The following is a 16,018-nucleotide window of genomic DNA, read 5'->3' on the forward strand; positions in this document are numbered from 1 at the left end:
TTCGCTTCAATCTCTGGCTTGAGGTCGGCCTAATTCGTCTCCGACCAAGGATACGCGCCGGGGTCTTGCCCTCGCGACGCTGAGTCAAGCCGAGCAAGGAAAATGGGCCACCCATATGCATGTTTCTCAAACTCAGAATCTTGCAACCCGGAATGTGTCAGCGTCAGCGATGTGCTGCCGCCCCTGTCCTGTAGCGAAATCGAAAGCTGCGTGGAGCCCGGCGGCATTAATTCATTTCCAGCCTCACCCCAGGCTATTTCAATGAAAGTGGGACGATCGATTTTGGTGTATTCCCCGCGGATCAGGACACCGTCGATGTCCACCGAAAACAGGCCACCATCCTGTGCATCAAGGCGAGCAAACTCACCCATCCAGCGTACCATAAATTCTGGTTTTACAAAGTGATCAAAAACCGTTTCAATCGAGGCCTCAATATCGATCTGCTGAATGAACGCATCCCTCATTCTTTCTCGGCACTTTCTTTTAACGCTGCTAACTGATCCGCCCAGAAGCTAGACACAAAATCTTGGACCGGTTGAAAACCGCCAATCCTAATTGCGTATAAATGCCGCGTCCCCTCCTTGCGCGCCTCAACCAGACCAGCTTCCTCCAACATCTTGAGGTGAAGACTCACTGCCTGCTGCGTGACAGAGACGCGCTTTGACATCTCGCCGACTGACATCGTTCCTTGGTCTCTTAATAGCGTTAATAGCTCTCTGCGACGGGGTTCCGCAATTGCCTTCAGAGCGGCCTGCTCGTTCATATCGCCTCTTCCACAAGTATTCACTTGTATTTAACGTTTCGCCATCGTATATCACAAGTCACAACTTGTAGAAAGGCACGAAATGAAACTTTATAGCCACCCGTTTTCGCAACATTCCCGTCGTGTGCGCATGCTTTGCGACGAGCTGAAACTGCGGCCAGAAATAGAAAATGTTTCCCTGGAATCGGGCGAACATAGGAGTGCCGAGTTCCTAGAAAAGAACCCGACTGGTCGTGTGCCAGTGTTGGAAGATGACTCGATGGTACTGCCAGAGTCGCACGCGATCATGAAATACCTCGCATCGAAGTATGGAGGTGAACGGTTCTACGCTCAGGACAATACCACGCGCGCGCAAATAGACATGTGGCTCGATTGGAACCACACCAAACTGAACCCGCCCGTACAAACTTTGGTCATTCAATCCATGAGCAAAGATGGGGATCCTGCTCAAATTGAAGCGGCTGCGCATCAGTCGACTGATGCGCTCGAAATTCTGGAACGTGCAATGCCAATAGAAAGTGGACCAGACGGTTCTCCAACATTGGCGGACTTGTCTCTAGTGAGCACGATTGCGCTATTTGAAATGGTCGGACAATCCCTTCAGGGCTTTCCAAAAGTGGCGAAGTGGTATGCCGACATCAAGGCTAGGCCTAGCTTCGCAAATACCGCGCCGACAATGGACCAATAGTCGGCATTTGTATGCAATTTTAATTGTCGAAAATCGGAACGGAGCACATGAAACTTATCAAAGTAATTGCGGTGGGCGCGGTCATTGCCGTCGTTCTACTGATAGGGCTGTCGCAAATCGGAGGACAAATGACAACGCTTCACCATCAAATCAAAATAGACGCACCACAGGAATTGGTGTTTGCCACGCTCGCGGATCTGGAGACTGTCGACGACTACAACCCACACGTCCAAACGGCTAAATACATATCTGAAAATCGCACGGGCGTCGGTGCATCCAGAGAGTGTTTTCTGGGCGCTCAAGGAACCGTGCTGGAGCGAGTGACAGCGGTTGAAGACGGCAAATCCATTTCGATGGAAATGTACGAGCATAACTGGCCCCTGAAGTACATGCGTTGGACAACCCGCCTTGAAACCGAGGGCGACTCTACTTTGGTTAGCCAGACACTTGAATATGAGATGAAGTTTGGCCTTCTCGGCGCACTGATGGACAGACTGATGATGAGAGGGAAAATGGACAGCACAATGAACGAAGTGTTCAATTCGATGCGGGATTACATTGAAAAAATCCCGGTCTGATAGGTTCAAATACTTTAGATGCGCGGAAAAACTGCGCATCTCTGGTTTCCAACTAGTGAACTAGTTCGTGCCGATTGTGTTGAAAAACTCCGAAATTCAGACATGACAATTTGGCCGAACCCCTCGCCACGAAAATCTGACGAGCCTGTACGGTGAAGAAATCCATTGATCAGACCCAAAATCGGAGTTTTTCAACACAATCTGCCCAATGCGGCCATTCTTGCAACCTGCAGCATCGGTCAAAGTGGGCTCAGAGCAGCCATTGACAGATTGGCTTTATACTCGCAGCATTGCTGGGTGGGCTTGACAGTCGTCCACATAAGAAAGGCCCCGCCAGTTGGGGCCTTTTTAGTCGCGGCGAATTCAGATCATAGATTGTCTGGCTGAGGCATGCCCAAAACATGGAAGCCGCTGTCGACGGTGATGATCTCGCCCGTTGTGCAGTTGCCGTAATCGGAGGCCAAATAAACAGCGGTGCCGCCCACGGCTTCCAGCGTGGCGTTCTGGCGCAGGGGGGCGTTCTGTTCCGTATGGCGGAAGGTCTTGCGCGCACCTCCGATAGCCGCACCGGCCAGCGTTTTCATCGGGCCGGGCGAGATCGCGTTCACGCGGATACCGTTCGGGCCAAGATCGTTTGCCAGATAGCGCACGGATGCTTCCAAAGCTGCTTTGGCCACACCCATGACGTTATAGAAGGGCGTGACGCGGTTCGAGCCACCATAAGTCAGCGTCAGGATCGTGCCGCCGTCAGTCATTTTGGGGGCCACGCGGCGGGCCACCTCGATCAGCGAGTAGCAGCTGATATCCATCGAGTGTTTGAAATTCGCGCGGCTGGTGTCGACGAAGCGGCCAGTCAGCTCGTTTTTGTCGGAATATGCGATAGCGTGGACCAGAAAATCGATCGAGTCCCACTTGGACCACAGGTCGTCGAAGCCTTTGTCCAGTGCGGCGTCATCCGTGACATCCATGTCGACCAGAATGTCCGACCCCACAGATTCAGCCAGCGGGGCAACGCGCCCGCCAAACGCCTCGCCCTGATACGAGAACGCAAGCTCCGCGCCTTCGTTGGCCATCGCCTGTGCGATACCCCAAGCGATGGACCGCTGGTTTGCAACCCCCATGATGAGGCCGCGTTTGCCTTGCATAAGCCCTGCCATGTCAGTTCCTCACCCTTGATACTTGCTTAGGATCATCGATCCGTTGGTGCCGCCAAAGCCGAAGCTGTTGGTCATCACGCTGTCCAGCCCGACATTTTCCACCAGCGCGGTTGCAACCTCGCCTTCGTTGATGCCGGGGTCCAGATTCTCGACGTTGATTGACGGCGCGATAAAGTCGTTGTCCAACATCAGCAGGCAGTACACGGCCTCTTGCGCGCCAGTGGCGCCTTGGCTGTGACCCGTCATCGATTTGGTCGAGCTGATTGGGGGCGTGGTGCCTTCGCCGAACACGCGGCGCACGGCTTCCACTTCGCCCACATCGCCAACCGGGGTCGAGGTGCCGTGGGCGTTGATGTAGCCCACTTTGCGGCCTTCGGGCAGCATGTCCATGGCCAGACGCATGGCGCGCTCGCCGCCTTCGCCGGACGGGGCCACCATGTCGTGACCGTCCGAGGTCGCGCCATAGCCGGTGACTTCAGCATAGATCTTTGCGCCGCGTGCTTGCGCGTGCTCCAGATCTTCCAGAACCAAGATGGCACCGCCGCCACCGATCACGAACCCGTCGCGATCCGCGTCAAACGCGCGCGAGGCTTTCTCGGGCGTGTCGTTATATTTGGACGACATTGCACCCATCGCATCAAACAGGCAGGACAGCGTCCAGTCCAGTTCCTCGCCGCCGCCAGCGAACATCACGTCCTGCTTGCCCATCATGATCTGCTCGGCCGCATTGCCGATGCAGTGCAGCGACGTCGAACAGGCCGAAGTGATCGAATAGTTGATCCCTTTGATCTTGAACGCAGTCGCAAGGTTGGCCGAAATGGTCGAGCCCATGCATTTTGGAACCGCAAACGGCCCAATGCGCTTGGTCGCGCCGGATTTCAGCGCGGTCTGGTGGGCCGCAAACATTGCACTTGTCGAAGGACCACCCGAACCAGCCACAAGGCCAGTGCGCGGGTTCACCACGTCATCTTCGACAAGACCAGCGTCTTCGATCGCCTGGCTCATCGCGATATGCGCATAGGCAGCGCCCGGCCCCATGAAACGCAACGTGCGTTTGTCTACATGGGCAGCAATGTCGATATCCGGCATGCCCGCAACTTGGCTGCGGAACCCATGATCAACCATGTCCTGATTGGCGGTAATGCCGGACTTGCCAGCCTTGAGCGAGGCCAAAACCTCGTCCTTGTTGTTCCCGATGGCCGAGACAATGCCCAGACCGGTAACGACGACACGACGCATGCGTGGCCTCCCTTGAAAACGTTCAATTCTTAGTAGGGCATTGGGCAGGTGAAACGCAAGGAGGCTTGCGCACACGAAGCGGAGCGGAAACTTCAGCGTGCCGCCGCCTGCATCCGCGTCATCTCGGTGACCATCTCTGACACGCGGGCGCGATCTACGCTTTTGAAGCAAGGCAGCACGTTGTTGGTCATCAATGCTTCGACGGCGCGATAGCAGACGAGCCTCAACGGCCCATAGTTGGGGTTTTCATGGAAGTGTTCATAGTTAAGTATGTCGTAGATTGCGTCGACGCCATCTTCGGGACTAAATCCGTTGTCTTTGAATGACTTCAGGAAAAGGGCGGCCTCTGCAGGATTGTGGGCAAAGTAGCCCATGATGAGCCGCCCCGCTTGGTGCATATCAGCATCGGGGCGCTCGGCACCCGAGATGATGTCATCTTCCAACGCGCTTTCATGATAGGGGAGATCAATCGCATGCGCGAATTCAGCGAAGCGGCCTTTGAATATGCCTTCAAGCAGCGCATTCATAACATCGGCTTGCTTCAAGGCTTTACGTTTGCTGCGAAACCACACTAGCAGCCCAACGCAGAGGGCTGCTAGTACAACAAGGACGATCAGAAATGGCATCAGGGCTGCTTTAGCTTTCGCTTAGCGCGACCTTCATGTCTTTCACCTGATAGATCACTTCTCCGTCCGCCTCGACGATGCCGTCGGCAACGCCCATGGTCAGGCGGCGGGTTTGGATCGCTTTGGTGAAGTCGATCTTATAGGTCAGCATCTTACGATCCGGTCGGACCATGCCGGTCAGCTTCACTTCGCCCACGCCCAGCGCGTAACCACGCCCCAACCAGCCGCGCCAGCCAAGGTTAAAGCCGGTCAGCTGCCATAGGCCATCCAAGCCCAGACAGCCGGGCATGATTGGGTTGCCGGGGAAGTGGCAGTCGAAGAACCACAGGTCGGGGGTGATATCGAACTCGGCCAGTACGTGGCCCTTCCCATGTGCGCCGCCATCGCCCGAGATTTCGGTGATGCGGTCCATCATCAGCATCGGCGGGGCCGGAAGCTGCGCATTGCCGGGGCCAAACAGCTCGCCTGCCGCGCATTTCAAAAGGTCTTCCTTGCCAAAGCTTGTGGGATAATCCGCCATCTTCGCCCCATATCTTGTGTATTTCAGTCTCACACCCTCTAGCACCCGCGTAAAGCCCGACGCAAGGGCAGGTAAGGTCGCGCCACGGCAATCTGATCCACAAAGGCTAGATTTTATTGGCGCTTGCCGCTCAGAGCCCCTATATTCGCTTGGAAACATCCGTTTGATGTCAGAAGAGCCGGATCATGATGCAGGAAAAACGACAGACCGAAGCCGACTGGTTGTCCAGCGCTGGGCTGCGCCCGACGCGGCAGCGTTTGGCCTTGGCACATCTGCTGATTGGGGATGGTCAACACCGCCATGTCACGGCCGAAAGCCTTTATGAGGCGACCCGCGATGGTGCCGACAAAGTGTCGCTGGCGACGGTCTATAACACTTTGCGTGTGTTCTCCGAAGCTGGGCTTCTGCGCGAAATTACCGTGAATGGCGCACGCAGCTATTTCGACACCAACGTCACAAACCACCCGCATTTCTTCTGGGAAGACAGCGAAGAGCTGATGGACGCCCCCGATGAAGACCTAAAGATCGCGCAACTGCCGGAAGCGCCCGAAGGGGCTGAGATTTCCAAAGTCGACGTGGTGATCCGCCTGCGCCGCAGTTGATTAGATTCCACGCTTTTTCTTGTTTGAAATATCCTGGGGTGAGCGCCGACGGCGCGAGGGGCAAAGCCCCTAAAGACCGCGCGCTCAAGCGCGGCCCCCGGGTTCTGCATAGGCGTCAGCCGATGCCAACAACCTCGAAATCAAAGATCAGGGTTTTGCCCGCCAGCGCGTGGTTGGCGTCCAGCGTGACGGTGTCATCTGTCAGGTTCGTGACGGTGACAGGAACGGGCTGACCCTGTGGGCCAGACATTTGCAGTTGGATGCCGACTTCCAATGGGATCTCGGCGGGGATGTCACTGCGCGGAACTTCCAAGATGGCTTCGGCATGGCTTGGGCCATAGGCCTCTTCCGGGGCAATGGTGACATTTTTCTTCTCGCCAACTGTCATACCGGGCAAAGCTTTGTCGAGACCGGGAATGATCATACCCGAACCAACTTCAAACTCCAGCGGATCGCGGCCTTCCGAGCTGTCGAAAACGCTGCCGTCTTCCAGCGTGCCAGTATAATGAATGCGCACCTTCGCGCCTTGCGTGACTTCAGTCATGGAAACCTCGTTATGTCAGGAAATGAATGGACGAGGCCGAGGCGATGACGCGGCGGGTGCTCGTTGTGTGCTAGGTGTTTACTGGATGGCGTGCGCGATGGGAACGGGGGTCAAAACCACTGACCCGGTTCCATCAGGCCAAGATCCAGAAGTTGCTGCGAATTCCACTGGAATTTCGTGGTGTTGTGCCAGTTGAAGCTTCGTATGTCGTGCTTTGATCCTGCGTTTGTTTTCAGCGCTTTGGCTGTGCGAAAGCTGGCGACGGCGACTGTGATGTTGTGGTGCCACGGACAGGAATAGGTATTGTATTCTTCGTCATTGAACGTGTGGTTCGCACGAAGTTTCAGGCCGGGCTTTGCTTTGAACAGAGAGACGCGGTCGATCTTGTGGCCGTTCTGCGGGACGTGTTCCTCGAATCGCCAGCGCAACCCGCCGAAGAAATCCAACTGTCGTTCCAGTGGGTTCCCATCCGTTCCTTTGCGCCCGTTGGCATAGTATCCCGACTTGTCCAGGCAGGCGTGCTCTAGCGAGACAGCATTGGGAAATTGTTCAAGGTCGTCAGCATACAGGTCAACCACATAGCTGAGGACCGCATCGCGCCGTTCTTCGGTCTGAAAGGTCAGTAATTCGCCCACGGTGCGGGTTTCGCAGAATGGGTGGAAGAGGTACTCAGCATTGAAGCCGTAGTAGATCCAAGTGCCTGGCGCGGCCTCGATCACGGTGTTGACGGCGTCCACCACCGCCCCAGATGCCGAACAGTTAAATGTGATACGGTGAATGCTGCCTTCCAAATCGTCAGGCAGATCCAGTTCGTCCGGTGCGAAAACCAAAAGCGCACGAAAGCCTGCCTGTTGGTGGTGGCGTATGGTGCTTTCCACCTCGATCAAATCCTCTACGAAAATCAGCGCGATAGGTCCTTTGGACAACAGTTTGGCGGATGAACTAAGAAACTGGGTAAGGCTGTCGTAGCGCATGGTGTGATCCAATGGTTGGCGGCGGTCTGCCGATTACCGACAGAAATTTCATGAAACCAACCTGTTTTGCAAGCGTTGCGGGCCTGATCCCTTTGCTGTAACAGGCGGGAACTTAAGCTTGTGCTGTAAAAAACCCGGGAAACGCGTCATGTCCGACAAGAAAAAACTCTTCATCCGCACCTATGGCTGTCAGATGAATGTTTATGACAGTGAACGCATGGCCGAAGCGCTGGGCGCGGATGGGTATGAGCAGACGGATACGCCCGATGATGCGGATATGATCCTACTGAACACCTGCCACATTCGCGAAAAAGCGGCCGAGAAGGTGTATTCCGAGCTTGGCCGCTTCAAAGGTCTGAAAGCCGAGAAGCCCGATCTGAAGATCGGCGTCGCAGGCTGTGTCGCTCAGGCCGAGGGCGAGGAAATTATGCGCCGTCAGCCGATGGTCGATTTGGTTGTTGGCCCGCAGACCTATCACCGTCTGCCGACGATGATGGAACAGGTGGCCAAGGGTGAGAAGGCGCTGGACACTGATTTCCCCGAAGAAGACAAGTTTGAACACCTTCCTAAGCTGCGCGGCACCAAGGCCAAGCGCGCACCGGCGGCGTTTCTGACCGTTCAGGAAGGCTGCGACAAGTTCTGCGCCTTCTGCGTGGTGCCCTATACCCGCGGTGCCGAAGTCAGCCGCCCTGTCGAGCGCATCCTGCGCGAAGCCCGCGATCTGGTCGAACGCGGCGTGCGTGAAATCACCCTTCTGGGGCAGAACGTGAATGCTTATCACGGCGCAGGGCCGGATGGCGATTGGTCGCTGGCGAAACTGATCTGGGCGTTAGATGGCATCGACGGGCTGGAGCGTATCCGCTTTACCACCTCTCACCCCAACGACATGAGCGATGATCTGATCGAGGCGCATGGCACCTGCAAAAAGCTGATGCCTTATCTGCACCTGCCGGTTCAATCAGGCTCGGACAAGATTTTGAAGCGGATGAACCGCAGCCACACGGCGGAAAGCTATTTGCGTCTGATCGAGCGGATTCGCGAGGCGCGCCCGGATATCCTGATCTCGGGCGACTTTATCGTGGGCTTCCCGGAAGAGGATGATCAGGATTTCGAAGATACGATGAACCTGATCCGTGAAGTGAACTATGGTCAGGCGTTCAGCTTCAAATACTCGACCCGCCCCGGTACCCCGGCTGCTGAACGTGCTTTGGTGGATGACGCGGTCGCCTCCGAACGCCTGTATCGCCTGCAAGCGCTGATCACCGAACAGCAACGTGCCATTCAAAACAGCATGGTCGGCCAAGAGGTAGGCGTTTTGTTTGAAAAGAAAGGCCGCCTTGAAGGTCAGATGGTCGGCAAATCCGATCACCTGCATGCGGTGCATGTTGAATGTGACGCGGCCGTGGGCGATCTGAAGCGCGTGCGGATCACCGGAAGTGGTCCGAATTCGCTGGCGGGTGAACTTATCGGCTAAGTTGCGCTGACAATTGATGACAATCCTATGAAGTTTTGCGGATGGGGCTTGCGTGTCCCGTCTGCTCTTGGCACCATCGGGTTATAGACCTGACAGGAGACCCCATTTGGGAATAGCAGACCTGACCGCAGCACCCGAAGCTCAAGAAGCCTCCGAAGTGCTGCTGGAATTTCCAGACAACCGCCTGCTTATTGATTTGTGCGGCGAGTTTGATCGCAACCTTACTCACATCGAAAGTCATTTGGGCGTGCAGATAATCCGACGCGGCAATCAGCTGGTCGTGATGGGTGAAAGTTCAGCGCGCGAAAAGGCGGGCGAGGTGCTGCAATCGCTTTATGAGCGGCTTGAAAGCGGCAAGGCGGTCGAGCCTGGTGACATCGATGCCGAAATCCGGATGGGCGGGACACAGGACGGCACTGGCACGCGTGACGGCGACCAGATGGAGATGTTCAAAGGCAGCGATGTCGAGATCAAGACCCGCAAAAAGACCATTGAACCACGTACGGCAGCGCAAAAGGCCTATGTCCAAAGCTTGTTCAACAACGAGCTGGCCTTCGGGATCGGTCCGGCGGGTACGGGTAAGACCTATCTGGCGGTGGCTGTCGGCGTGAACATGTTTCTGGGCGGGCATGTGGATCGCATGATCCTGTCGCGCCCTGCGGTCGAGGCGGGTGAGAAACTGGGCTATCTGCCCGGTGACATGAAGGACAAGGTCGATCCGTATATGCAGCCGCTTTACGATGCGCTGAACGATTTCCTGCCCTCGAAGCAGGTCACCAAGTTGATCGAAGAAAAGAAGATCGAGATCGCCCCGCTGGCTTTCATGCGCGGGCGCACGCTGGCGAACGCTTTCGTCGTGTTGGACGAGGCGCAGAACGCCACAACCATGCAGATGAAGATGTTCCTGACTCGTCTTGGTGAAGGCTCGCGTATGGTGATCACGGGCGACCGGTCTCAGGTCGATCTGCCGCGTGGCGTGGACAGTGGTTTGCGTGACGCCGAGGGGTTGTTGAAGGGGATCGACCAGATCAGCTTTAACTATTTCACCTCGAAAGACGTGGTGCGTCACCCGTTGGTCGCGAAGATCATCGAAGCCTATGACGACGCCTCGCAAAAGGCGATGGTGCGTGCGGCCAAGCAGGCGCGCAAAGACTGAGATGTTGGTTGATATCGTATTCGAAGATCCCCGCTGGGAAGCTGCAGACCTGACCGGTTTGGCCGACGGCGCGGCATCGGCGGTGATCGATTATCTTGCACTGACGCCGCCCTTTGGTGATGCGTTCGAAATCAGCCTTTTGGCGTGTGACGACGCCCGCATCGCGGTGCTGAACGGAGATTTCCGAGACAGGCAAAGCGCAACCAACGTGCTGTCATGGCCGTCCGAGGAACGCGCAGCGGACAATGCGGGCGGCAATCCGATCCCCCCGGAAGACCCTGAACTTGGGGATATCGCCATCGCCTATGACACTTGCCTGCGTGAAGCGGGTGAGCAGGGTAAGGAATTTCCCCATCATGTGAGCCATCTTTTGGTGCATGGCGTACTGCATCTGTTGGGTTATGATCACATTAATGACAAAGATGCATGTCTGATGGAGGGGTTAGAGGTTGAAATCCTTGGCAAGATGAACATTTCCAACCCATATGAAAAGTGACGGCGCTTTTGCGCGAAACTGGAAAAGGATCAATGGGCGACACCGCAGACGGATCTTCTAATGCAGCGCAGGGCGCGCTGCAGGATGACACAAGACATCACAGGCCGGGGTTTTTCAGCCGTATTTTCGGTACGCGCAATCCCCGCGATCTGGAACAAGTAACGCTTTCGGATGCTGCGCCGCATGCTAGTGGTACGGCCCCAGTTTCGGCGCCTGGTATGGTGAACCTGCGCCGGATGCGCGTAGAAGACGTCATGATCCCGAAATCCGAAATTGTCTCGGCCCCGGTTGATATTCTGAAAGACGAACTGGTCGAGCAGTTCCGGGAAAGCGGTCTGTCCCGTTTGCCGGTCTTCGACGGAACTTTGGATAGCCCCATAGGTCTTGTGCATTTGAAAGACCTTGCCCTGAACCATGGGTTCAACGGCAAACCCGGCAATAAATCCACGCGCTTTGTGCTGCGTAAGCTGATCCGCCCACTTCTTTTCGTCCCACCCTCGATGCCGATTGGTGTGTTGTTGCAGAAGATGCAGACGGAACGGATTCACATGGCGCTGGTCATTGATGAATATGGCGGGGTCGACGGGCTTGTGACCATCGAAGACCTGATCGAACAGGTCATCGGTGAGATCGAGGACGAACATGACCTTGAAGAAGGCGCATTATGGGTCGAAGAAAAACCGGGCTGCTATCTGCTCGAGGCCAAGACTCCCTTGGATGAATTCGAGGCTGCAACCGGCGTGCGCTTGCAGCATGACCAAGCTGATGATGACGAAATCGAGACCCTGGGCGGTTTGGTGTTCGTTCTGTGCGGGCAGGTTCCTGCACGCGGCGAAGTGATCGCTCATCCAGGTGGGGCCGAGATCGAAGTCGTCGACGCAGATCCGCGTCGCATCAAGCGCCTGCGCGTGCGCATTCCTTCTAAATCTGATGGTTAATGGAATTGTTCGGACCTTGCCGGTCCAATACTGTCTTATTACTGTTCTGGGGGCCGGTTCTGCGCTTGGCCACGCCCCGTTTAATATGCCCGCCTATACCTTGGTGGGCTTTGCAATGGCCATTTACCTCATCATGAACGCGACCTCGGCGCGGCAGGCCTTTCGTCTCAGTTTGATCTGGGGCTTTGGATATTTTGCTGTCTCGTTGTCTTGGTTGGTCGAGCCGTTCATGGTGGATGCGCCGCGTTATGGATGGATGGCGCCGTTTGCCCTGATCATGATGGCCTCGGGCCTTGCTCTTTTTTGGGGGGCGGCGGCAGGCATCGCATTCTGGATGGCCCCGCGTTCACTGCATTGGGCCATGCTCGTAATTGCCTTGGCGGCTGCCGAGATGATCCGTGCGCGGCTATTTACGGGCTTCCCCTGGGCAAGCCCGGGCCATGTTTGGGCCGATCTGCCATTCGCACAATTGGCCGCCTATATTGGGGCGGGTGGATTGGGCGCGCTGACGTTTCTAGCGGCAACATTGCTTGCTCTAAGTTTTACACCTCGTGGTGCTTTGTCCATGCGCTTGCGGGCTATGATCGCTTTCATGGTGTTGACTTCAGGAGCTTATGGCCTTGGAGTATATCGGCAGAATCTGCCGCGTCCTGCCGATACCGCAACGGTTCTTAGACTGGTGCAGCCCAACGCACCGCAACACCTGAAATGGCACCGTGACCATGCTTATGGTTTTGTAGCCCGCCAAATCGAGTTTACAGCGGCTCCTCCCACGCAGGGGATGTCAAAACCAGAGCTGATAATCTGGCCGGAAACATCTGTACCCGCTTTACTGGAATACGCAGGCCCTATTATCCCGAAGATTGCGGTCGCTGCGAAGGGAAGCTCTGTAGCTTTTGGTGTGCAGCGGGGTGAGGCGCCGCGCTATTTCAACAGTCTCGCAGTGATCGATTCAGGCGGCGATATCACGGCAACGTATGACAAACACCACCTCGTACCGTTTGGTGAATACGTCCCATTGGGAAATTGGCTGGAGAAACTCGGCATTTCGGCTTTTGCGGCGCGCGCTGGTCACGGCTATTCGGCGGGGCCGGGGCCGCGCGTTTTGAATATGGGAAGGTTAGGGAAAGTTCTGCCACTGATCTGTTACGAGGCTGTTTTCCCGCGTGATATCAGGAATGCGCCTGAACGTCCCGACTGGATCTTGCAGATAACCAATGACGCGTGGTTCGGTGATTTTTCCGGCCCGCAACAGCACCTTGTCCAAGCGCGTTTCCGTGCGATTGAGTTCGGCTTGCCTGTGATCCGCGTGGCAAATACTGGAATCAGTGCAGCAATTGACGTGCGAGGGCAGATTCGATCTTCGCTTGTGCTTGGGCAGGCCGGATATCTTGATGTGCAATTGCCGGCTGCGGGACCTGCCACAGTTTATGCTGGGGTCGGAGATTTGCCGCTTGGGTTGTTGCTGATTGGCGCCGTTTTTACAGCTGTGTTGCGCCGAAAGCGCTTTTAACATTGACCTTTCGGGATAAAGGCCAGATACCAAACCGGACCACCGTCGCAACGGCTTCCTGGCGTGGCGGGTTGACCCAAATGGAGCATGTTTCATGTCACGACAGAACTATACCTTCACCTCCGAAAGTGTGTCCGAAGGACACCCTGACAAGGTGTGTGACCGCATTTCGGATGCGGTACTTGATGCGTTTTTGGCGGAAGAGCCGAACGCGCGTGTTGCTTGTGAAACCTTTGCCACAAGTGGCATGGTTGTTATCGGCGGCGAAGTTGGCCTGTCCAACCCAGAGCGCTTGAAAGTTATGATGGGCTCGATCAGCCAGATTGCACGCGATTGCATCCGCGACATCGGATACGAGCAAGAGCAGTTCCACTGGAATACCTGCCGCGTCATGAACTTCCTGCACGAACAGTCTGCCCATATTGCTCAGGGTGTGGACCGTGATGGTGCAGGCGACCAAGGGATCATGTTCGGGTACGCAGTGAACGAAACCCCCGAGCTAATGCCCGCTCCGATCCAGTATTCGCAGGCTATTCTAAAGCGTCTGGCCGAGGTGCGTAAAAACGGAACCGAGCCGTCGCTTGGCCCGGATGCCAAATCGCAGCTTTCACTGCGCTATGAAGATGGCAAGCCGGTCGAGGTGACCTCGATCGTTCTGTCCACCCAGCATCTCGACGCTGACATGACCAGCGACGACGTGCGCGCTGTTGTCGAACCCTATATCCGCGAAGTTGTCCCTACCGAGTGGATCAACGGCGGCACCGAATGGCACGTGAACCCGACCGGCAAATTCGTCATCGGCGGTCCGGATGGCGATGCGGGCCTGACAGGTCGTAAGATCATCGTTGATACCTATGGCGGCGCAGCCCCACATGGTGGCGGTGCGTTCTCGGGGAAAGATCCAACCAAGGTGGACCGTTCGGCCGCCTATGCCGCGCGCTATCTGGCGAAAAACATCGTGGCCGCTGGCATGGCCGAACGCTGCACATTGCAACTGTCTTATGCGATCGGCGTGGCCAAACCTTTGTCGACCTATGTCGACACACACGGCACAGGCGAAGTGGATGAAGCCGGGATTGAACGTGCTGTCGAGCAGGTCATGGACCTGACGCCGCGCGGCATTCGCGAACATCTGGGCCTGAACAAACCCATCTTCCAACGCACCGCGGCCTATGGTCACTTCGGTCGTGCACCCGAGGCTGATGGTGGCTTTAGCTGGGAAAAAACCGATCTGGTCGAGGCGCTGAAAAAAGCCGTCTGATCCGTCCGAAAACATGTTGATGCGCCCCGCCTTGAATTCGGCGGGGCGTTGTCGTTTTGTGGACCTCATGAAACGGCTCACCCGCATAATGGTCATTGGCGCCTCAGGCAGCGGTAAATCGACCGTCGCAAAGGCGTTGGGCGGCGCGCTGGACCTACCTGTGGTCCATGGCGATCGCTTTTATTGGCTGCCGGGCTGGGTTGCGCGCGAACGGGTCGAGGTCAAACGCCTGTTTGACGAGGCCGCCCTTGCCGACCACTGGATCATTGATGGGAACAACAGTGAAAGCATGATGATGCGGGCGGAACGGGCGCACCTGATCATCTATCTGCATCTCAACAAATACCAACGCATGTGGCGGGTCTTTCTGCGCAGTCTACGCAACTTTGGCCAAACCCGACCGGATATGGGCGACGGATGCCCCGAGAGGTTTGATCGTGAGTTCTTGTTCAATTGGGTCTGGAAATATGACCAGCGTTCGAAGCCTAAAATGGACTGGTTCGCGGATCATTGGGTCGACAAACGATCCGTCCTGCGGCTGACGAATGCCCGCGACATCTCGCGATTTACCGCAGATCCCATCACTGCACTGAAACACCTTGGGGTACTCGATGGGCTTGACGGATGCGTCGCCACGCGTCAGAAGCGCGACCCATGACAGAAAGCACGCATAAATCCGGTGCGCCATGGCGCAATTTCTATGGTCGTCTGAAGGGTAAGGGGCTGCGCGATAGCCAGCAGGCCTATCTGGATGAAGACCTGAAAGCACTCAGTCCCGGTGCGGTGGATTGGGAAGAAAACCCCGACCGCACTCCGCTGGACCTGAAGGCGCTATTTGGCGACAAACCTGTCTGGTTGGAAACCGGCTTTGGCGGCGGCGAGCATATGGTACATCAAGCCGCCACCTATCCAGATATCGGCATCATCGGATGCGAGCCTTATATCAACGGCGTTGCCATGCTTCTGGGCAAGATCCGCAAAGCTGGATGCGAAAATGTCGCTGTGCATCCCGGGGACGTGCGCGACCTGTTTGATGTGCTTCCGCCCGAAAGCATCGACAAAGCCTTCCTGCTCTACCCTGACCCGTGGCCCAAAAAACGCCACCACCGCCGCCGCTTTGTGACGCCTGAATATCTGGAACCGTTCCACAAGGTTCTGAAACCCGGTGCGGAATTCCGTGTGGCCACTGATATTCCGGATTACGTTCGCCAAACCCTGGAAGAGGTGCCGCGTGCAGGTTTCGAATGGTTGGGTGAACGGGCCGACGACTGGCGCACCCCTTGGAGCGACTGGATCTCAACCCGCTACGAACAAAAAGCGCTGCGCGAAGGTCGTACCCCGCATTACCTGACCTTCCGCCGGATCTGATCCCCGCATTTTCTTGTCGCAAATATCCTGGGGTGAGGCCGTCAGGCCGAGGGGCAACGCCCCTTTCCGCTGGCCTCGCCAAAATGTCTGCGCTATCAGAACAGCACGACAATAGGAGAAC

The 16,018-nt window shown here is 56.3% G+C and carries 19 protein-coding genes and 1 riboswitch; of the genes, 11 read left to right on the forward strand and 8 right to left on the reverse strand.

Going from position 1 to position 16,018, the window contains the following annotated elements:
• Positions 1-29: 29 nt before the first annotated feature.
• Entirely contained in the window at positions 30-464 is a 435-nt protein-coding gene (locus FIL88_RS01010) for an SRPBCC family protein (protein ID WP_142851963.1), read from the reverse strand.
• Entirely contained in the window at positions 461-763 is a 303-nt protein-coding gene (locus FIL88_RS01015; protein WP_142851964.1) for a helix-turn-helix domain-containing protein, read from the reverse strand. The genes FIL88_RS01010 and FIL88_RS01015 overlap by 4 nt, the downstream gene beginning before the upstream one ends.
• Positions 764-845: 82 nt before the next feature.
• On the opposite strand from FIL88_RS01015, the gene FIL88_RS01020 reads away from it, so the two are divergent.
• Both FIL88_RS01020 and FIL88_RS01025 read left to right on the forward strand, forming a co-directional pair.
• Entirely contained in the window at positions 846-1,451 is a 606-nt protein-coding gene (locus FIL88_RS01020; protein WP_142851965.1) for a glutathione S-transferase family protein, read from the forward strand.
• A 47-nt stretch (positions 1,452-1,498) separates the two neighbouring features.
• Positions 1,499-2,029, forward strand: coding sequence for an SRPBCC family protein (locus FIL88_RS01025; protein ID WP_142851966.1), 531 nt, complete (start codon positions 1,499-1,501; stop codon positions 2,027-2,029).
• Between the two features lie 368 nt (positions 2,030-2,397).
• On the opposite strand, the gene FIL88_RS01030 is transcribed toward FIL88_RS01025, so the two are convergent.
• The 4 genes from FIL88_RS01030 to fabA all read right to left on the reverse strand — a co-directional run bounded on the left by FIL88_RS01030 (position 2,398) and on the right by fabA (position 5,571).
• Entirely contained in the window at positions 2,398-3,186 is a 789-nt protein-coding gene (locus tag FIL88_RS01030; protein ID WP_142851967.1) for an enoyl-ACP reductase FabI, read from the reverse strand.
• 9 nt (positions 3,187-3,195) lie between these two features.
• The gene (gene fabB, locus FIL88_RS01035) at positions 3,196-4,425 is read right to left on the reverse strand and encodes a beta-ketoacyl-ACP synthase I (protein ID WP_142851968.1); all 1,230 of its coding nucleotides are present in this window, start codon (positions 4,423-4,425) and stop codon (positions 3,196-3,198) included.
• A gap of 92 nt (positions 4,426-4,517) precedes the next feature.
• The gene (locus FIL88_RS01040) at positions 4,518-5,051 is read right to left on the reverse strand and encodes a hypothetical protein (RefSeq protein ID WP_142851969.1); all 534 of its coding nucleotides are present in this window, start codon (positions 5,049-5,051) and stop codon (positions 4,518-4,520) included.
• A gap of 10 nt (positions 5,052-5,061) precedes the next feature.
• Entirely contained in the window at positions 5,062-5,571 is a 510-nt protein-coding gene (fabA, locus tag FIL88_RS01045) for a bifunctional 3-hydroxydecanoyl-ACP dehydratase/trans-2-decenoyl-ACP isomerase (protein WP_142851970.1), read from the reverse strand.
• A 185-nt stretch (positions 5,572-5,756) separates the two neighbouring features.
• Here fabA and irrA point away from each other — a divergent pair, with 185 nt between their 5' ends.
• Positions 5,757-6,173 carry an iron response transcriptional regulator IrrA gene (gene irrA / locus FIL88_RS01050; protein ID WP_142851971.1) on the forward strand — a complete coding sequence of 139 codons (417 nt, stop codon included), beginning with the start codon at positions 5,757-5,759 and terminating at the stop codon, positions 6,171-6,173.
• 115 nt (positions 6,174-6,288) lie between these two features.
• Here irrA and FIL88_RS01055 read toward each other — a convergent pair whose 3' ends face one another.
• Together FIL88_RS01055 and FIL88_RS01060 are read right to left on the reverse strand one after the other, a co-directional pair.
• Complete coding sequence (locus tag FIL88_RS01055) at positions 6,289-6,717, reverse strand: FKBP-type peptidyl-prolyl cis-trans isomerase (RefSeq protein ID WP_142851972.1); 429 nt, start codon at positions 6,715-6,717, stop codon at positions 6,289-6,291.
• Between the two features lie 110 nt (positions 6,718-6,827).
• On the reverse strand, positions 6,828-7,691 hold the full coding sequence (locus FIL88_RS01060) for a glycosyltransferase family protein (protein ID WP_142851973.1): 864 nt from the start codon (positions 7,689-7,691) through the stop codon (positions 6,828-6,830).
• Positions 7,692-7,839: 148 nt separating this feature from the next.
• Here FIL88_RS01060 and miaB point away from each other — a divergent pair, with 148 nt between their 5' ends.
• The 8 genes from miaB to trmB all read left to right on the forward strand — a co-directional run bounded on the left by miaB (position 7,840) and on the right by trmB (position 15,897).
• Positions 7,840-9,165 (forward strand): tRNA (N6-isopentenyl adenosine(37)-C2)-methylthiotransferase MiaB, encoded by a 1,326-nt coding sequence (gene miaB / locus FIL88_RS01065; protein ID WP_142851974.1) that lies wholly within the window; start codon positions 7,840-7,842, stop codon positions 9,163-9,165.
• A gap of 106 nt (positions 9,166-9,271) precedes the next feature.
• Positions 9,272-10,321, forward strand: coding sequence for a PhoH family protein (locus FIL88_RS01070; RefSeq protein ID WP_407642307.1), 1,050 nt, complete (start codon positions 9,272-9,274; stop codon positions 10,319-10,321).
• 1 nt (position 10,322) lies between these two features.
• The gene (gene ybeY / locus FIL88_RS01075) at positions 10,323-10,817 is read left to right on the forward strand and encodes an rRNA maturation RNase YbeY (protein WP_142851975.1); all 495 of its coding nucleotides are present in this window, start codon (positions 10,323-10,325) and stop codon (positions 10,815-10,817) included.
• A 32-nt stretch (positions 10,818-10,849) separates the two neighbouring features.
• Positions 10,850-11,755, forward strand: a complete 906-nt coding sequence (locus FIL88_RS01080) for a hemolysin family protein (protein WP_142851976.1) — start codon at positions 10,850-10,852, stop codon at positions 11,753-11,755.
• Positions 11,748-13,268 (forward strand): apolipoprotein N-acyltransferase, encoded by a 1,521-nt coding sequence (gene lnt, locus FIL88_RS01085; RefSeq protein ID WP_142851977.1) that lies wholly within the window; start codon positions 11,748-11,750, stop codon positions 13,266-13,268. Before FIL88_RS01080 ends, lnt begins: the two co-directional genes overlap by 8 nt.
• A gap of 39 nt (positions 13,269-13,307) precedes the next feature.
• A riboswitch (SAM-SAH riboswitch) is annotated at positions 13,308-13,356 on the forward strand.
• Between the two features lie 6 nt (positions 13,357-13,362).
• The gene (metK, locus tag FIL88_RS01090) at positions 13,363-14,529 is read left to right on the forward strand and encodes a methionine adenosyltransferase (protein WP_142851978.1); all 1,167 of its coding nucleotides are present in this window, start codon (positions 13,363-13,365) and stop codon (positions 14,527-14,529) included.
• Between the two features lie 67 nt (positions 14,530-14,596).
• Complete coding sequence (locus tag FIL88_RS01095) at positions 14,597-15,187, forward strand: P-loop NTPase family protein (RefSeq protein WP_142851979.1); 591 nt, start codon at positions 14,597-14,599, stop codon at positions 15,185-15,187.
• Positions 15,184-15,897, forward strand: a complete 714-nt coding sequence (trmB, locus tag FIL88_RS01100) for a tRNA (guanosine(46)-N7)-methyltransferase TrmB (RefSeq protein ID WP_185960802.1) — start codon at positions 15,184-15,186, stop codon at positions 15,895-15,897. Before FIL88_RS01095 ends, trmB begins: the two co-directional genes overlap by 4 nt.
• The last annotated feature ends 121 nt before the right edge of the window (positions 15,898-16,018 follow it).

This window comes from Aliiroseovarius halocynthiae (genome assembly GCF_007004645.1).
GTDB classification, from domain to species: domain Bacteria; phylum Pseudomonadota; class Alphaproteobacteria; order Rhodobacterales; family Rhodobacteraceae; genus Aliiroseovarius; species Aliiroseovarius halocynthiae.

Bases quoted from the DNA above. Each gene is read 5' to 3' on its own strand.
- FIL88_RS01060 (WP_142851973.1), bottom strand. From the start codon at position 7,691: ATGCGCTACGACAGCCTTACCCAGTTTCTTAGTTCATCCGCCAAACTG.
- irrA (WP_142851971.1), top strand. From the start codon at position 5,757: ATGATGCAGGAAAAACGACAGACCGAAGCCGACTGGTTGTCCAGCGCT.
- fabA (WP_142851970.1), bottom strand. From the start codon at position 5,571: ATGGCGGATTATCCCACAAGCTTTGGCAAGGAAGACCTTTTGAAATGC.
- FIL88_RS01095 (WP_142851979.1), top strand. From the start codon at position 14,597: ATGAAACGGCTCACCCGCATAATGGTCATTGGCGCCTCAGGCAGCGGT.
- miaB (WP_142851974.1), top strand. From the start codon at position 7,840: ATGTCCGACAAGAAAAAACTCTTCATCCGCACCTATGGCTGTCAGATG.
- lnt (WP_142851977.1), top strand. From the start codon at position 11,748: ATGGTTAATGGAATTGTTCGGACCTTGCCGGTCCAATACTGTCTTATT.
- trmB (WP_185960802.1), top strand. From the start codon at position 15,184: ATGACAGAAAGCACGCATAAATCCGGTGCGCCATGGCGCAATTTCTAT.
- FIL88_RS01015 (WP_142851964.1), bottom strand. From the start codon at position 763: ATGAACGAGCAGGCCGCTCTGAAGGCAATTGCGGAACCCCGTCGCAGA.
- FIL88_RS01010 (WP_142851963.1), bottom strand. From the start codon at position 464: ATGAGGGATGCGTTCATTCAGCAGATCGATATTGAGGCCTCGATTGAA.
- FIL88_RS01055 (WP_142851972.1), bottom strand. From the start codon at position 6,717: ATGACTGAAGTCACGCAAGGCGCGAAGGTGCGCATTCATTATACTGGC.
- FIL88_RS01025 (WP_142851966.1), top strand. From the start codon at position 1,499: ATGAAACTTATCAAAGTAATTGCGGTGGGCGCGGTCATTGCCGTCGTT.
- FIL88_RS01080 (WP_142851976.1), top strand. From the start codon at position 10,850: ATGGGCGACACCGCAGACGGATCTTCTAATGCAGCGCAGGGCGCGCTG.
- ybeY (WP_142851975.1), top strand. From the start codon at position 10,323: ATGTTGGTTGATATCGTATTCGAAGATCCCCGCTGGGAAGCTGCAGAC.
- fabB (WP_142851968.1), bottom strand. From the start codon at position 4,425: ATGCGTCGTGTCGTCGTTACCGGTCTGGGCATTGTCTCGGCCATCGGG.
- FIL88_RS01020 (WP_142851965.1), top strand. From the start codon at position 846: ATGAAACTTTATAGCCACCCGTTTTCGCAACATTCCCGTCGTGTGCGC.
- FIL88_RS01030 (WP_142851967.1), bottom strand. From the start codon at position 3,186: ATGGCAGGGCTTATGCAAGGCAAACGCGGCCTCATCATGGGGGTTGCA.
- metK (WP_142851978.1), top strand. From the start codon at position 13,363: ATGTCACGACAGAACTATACCTTCACCTCCGAAAGTGTGTCCGAAGGA.
- FIL88_RS01040 (WP_142851969.1), bottom strand. From the start codon at position 5,051: ATGCCATTTCTGATCGTCCTTGTTGTACTAGCAGCCCTCTGCGTTGGG.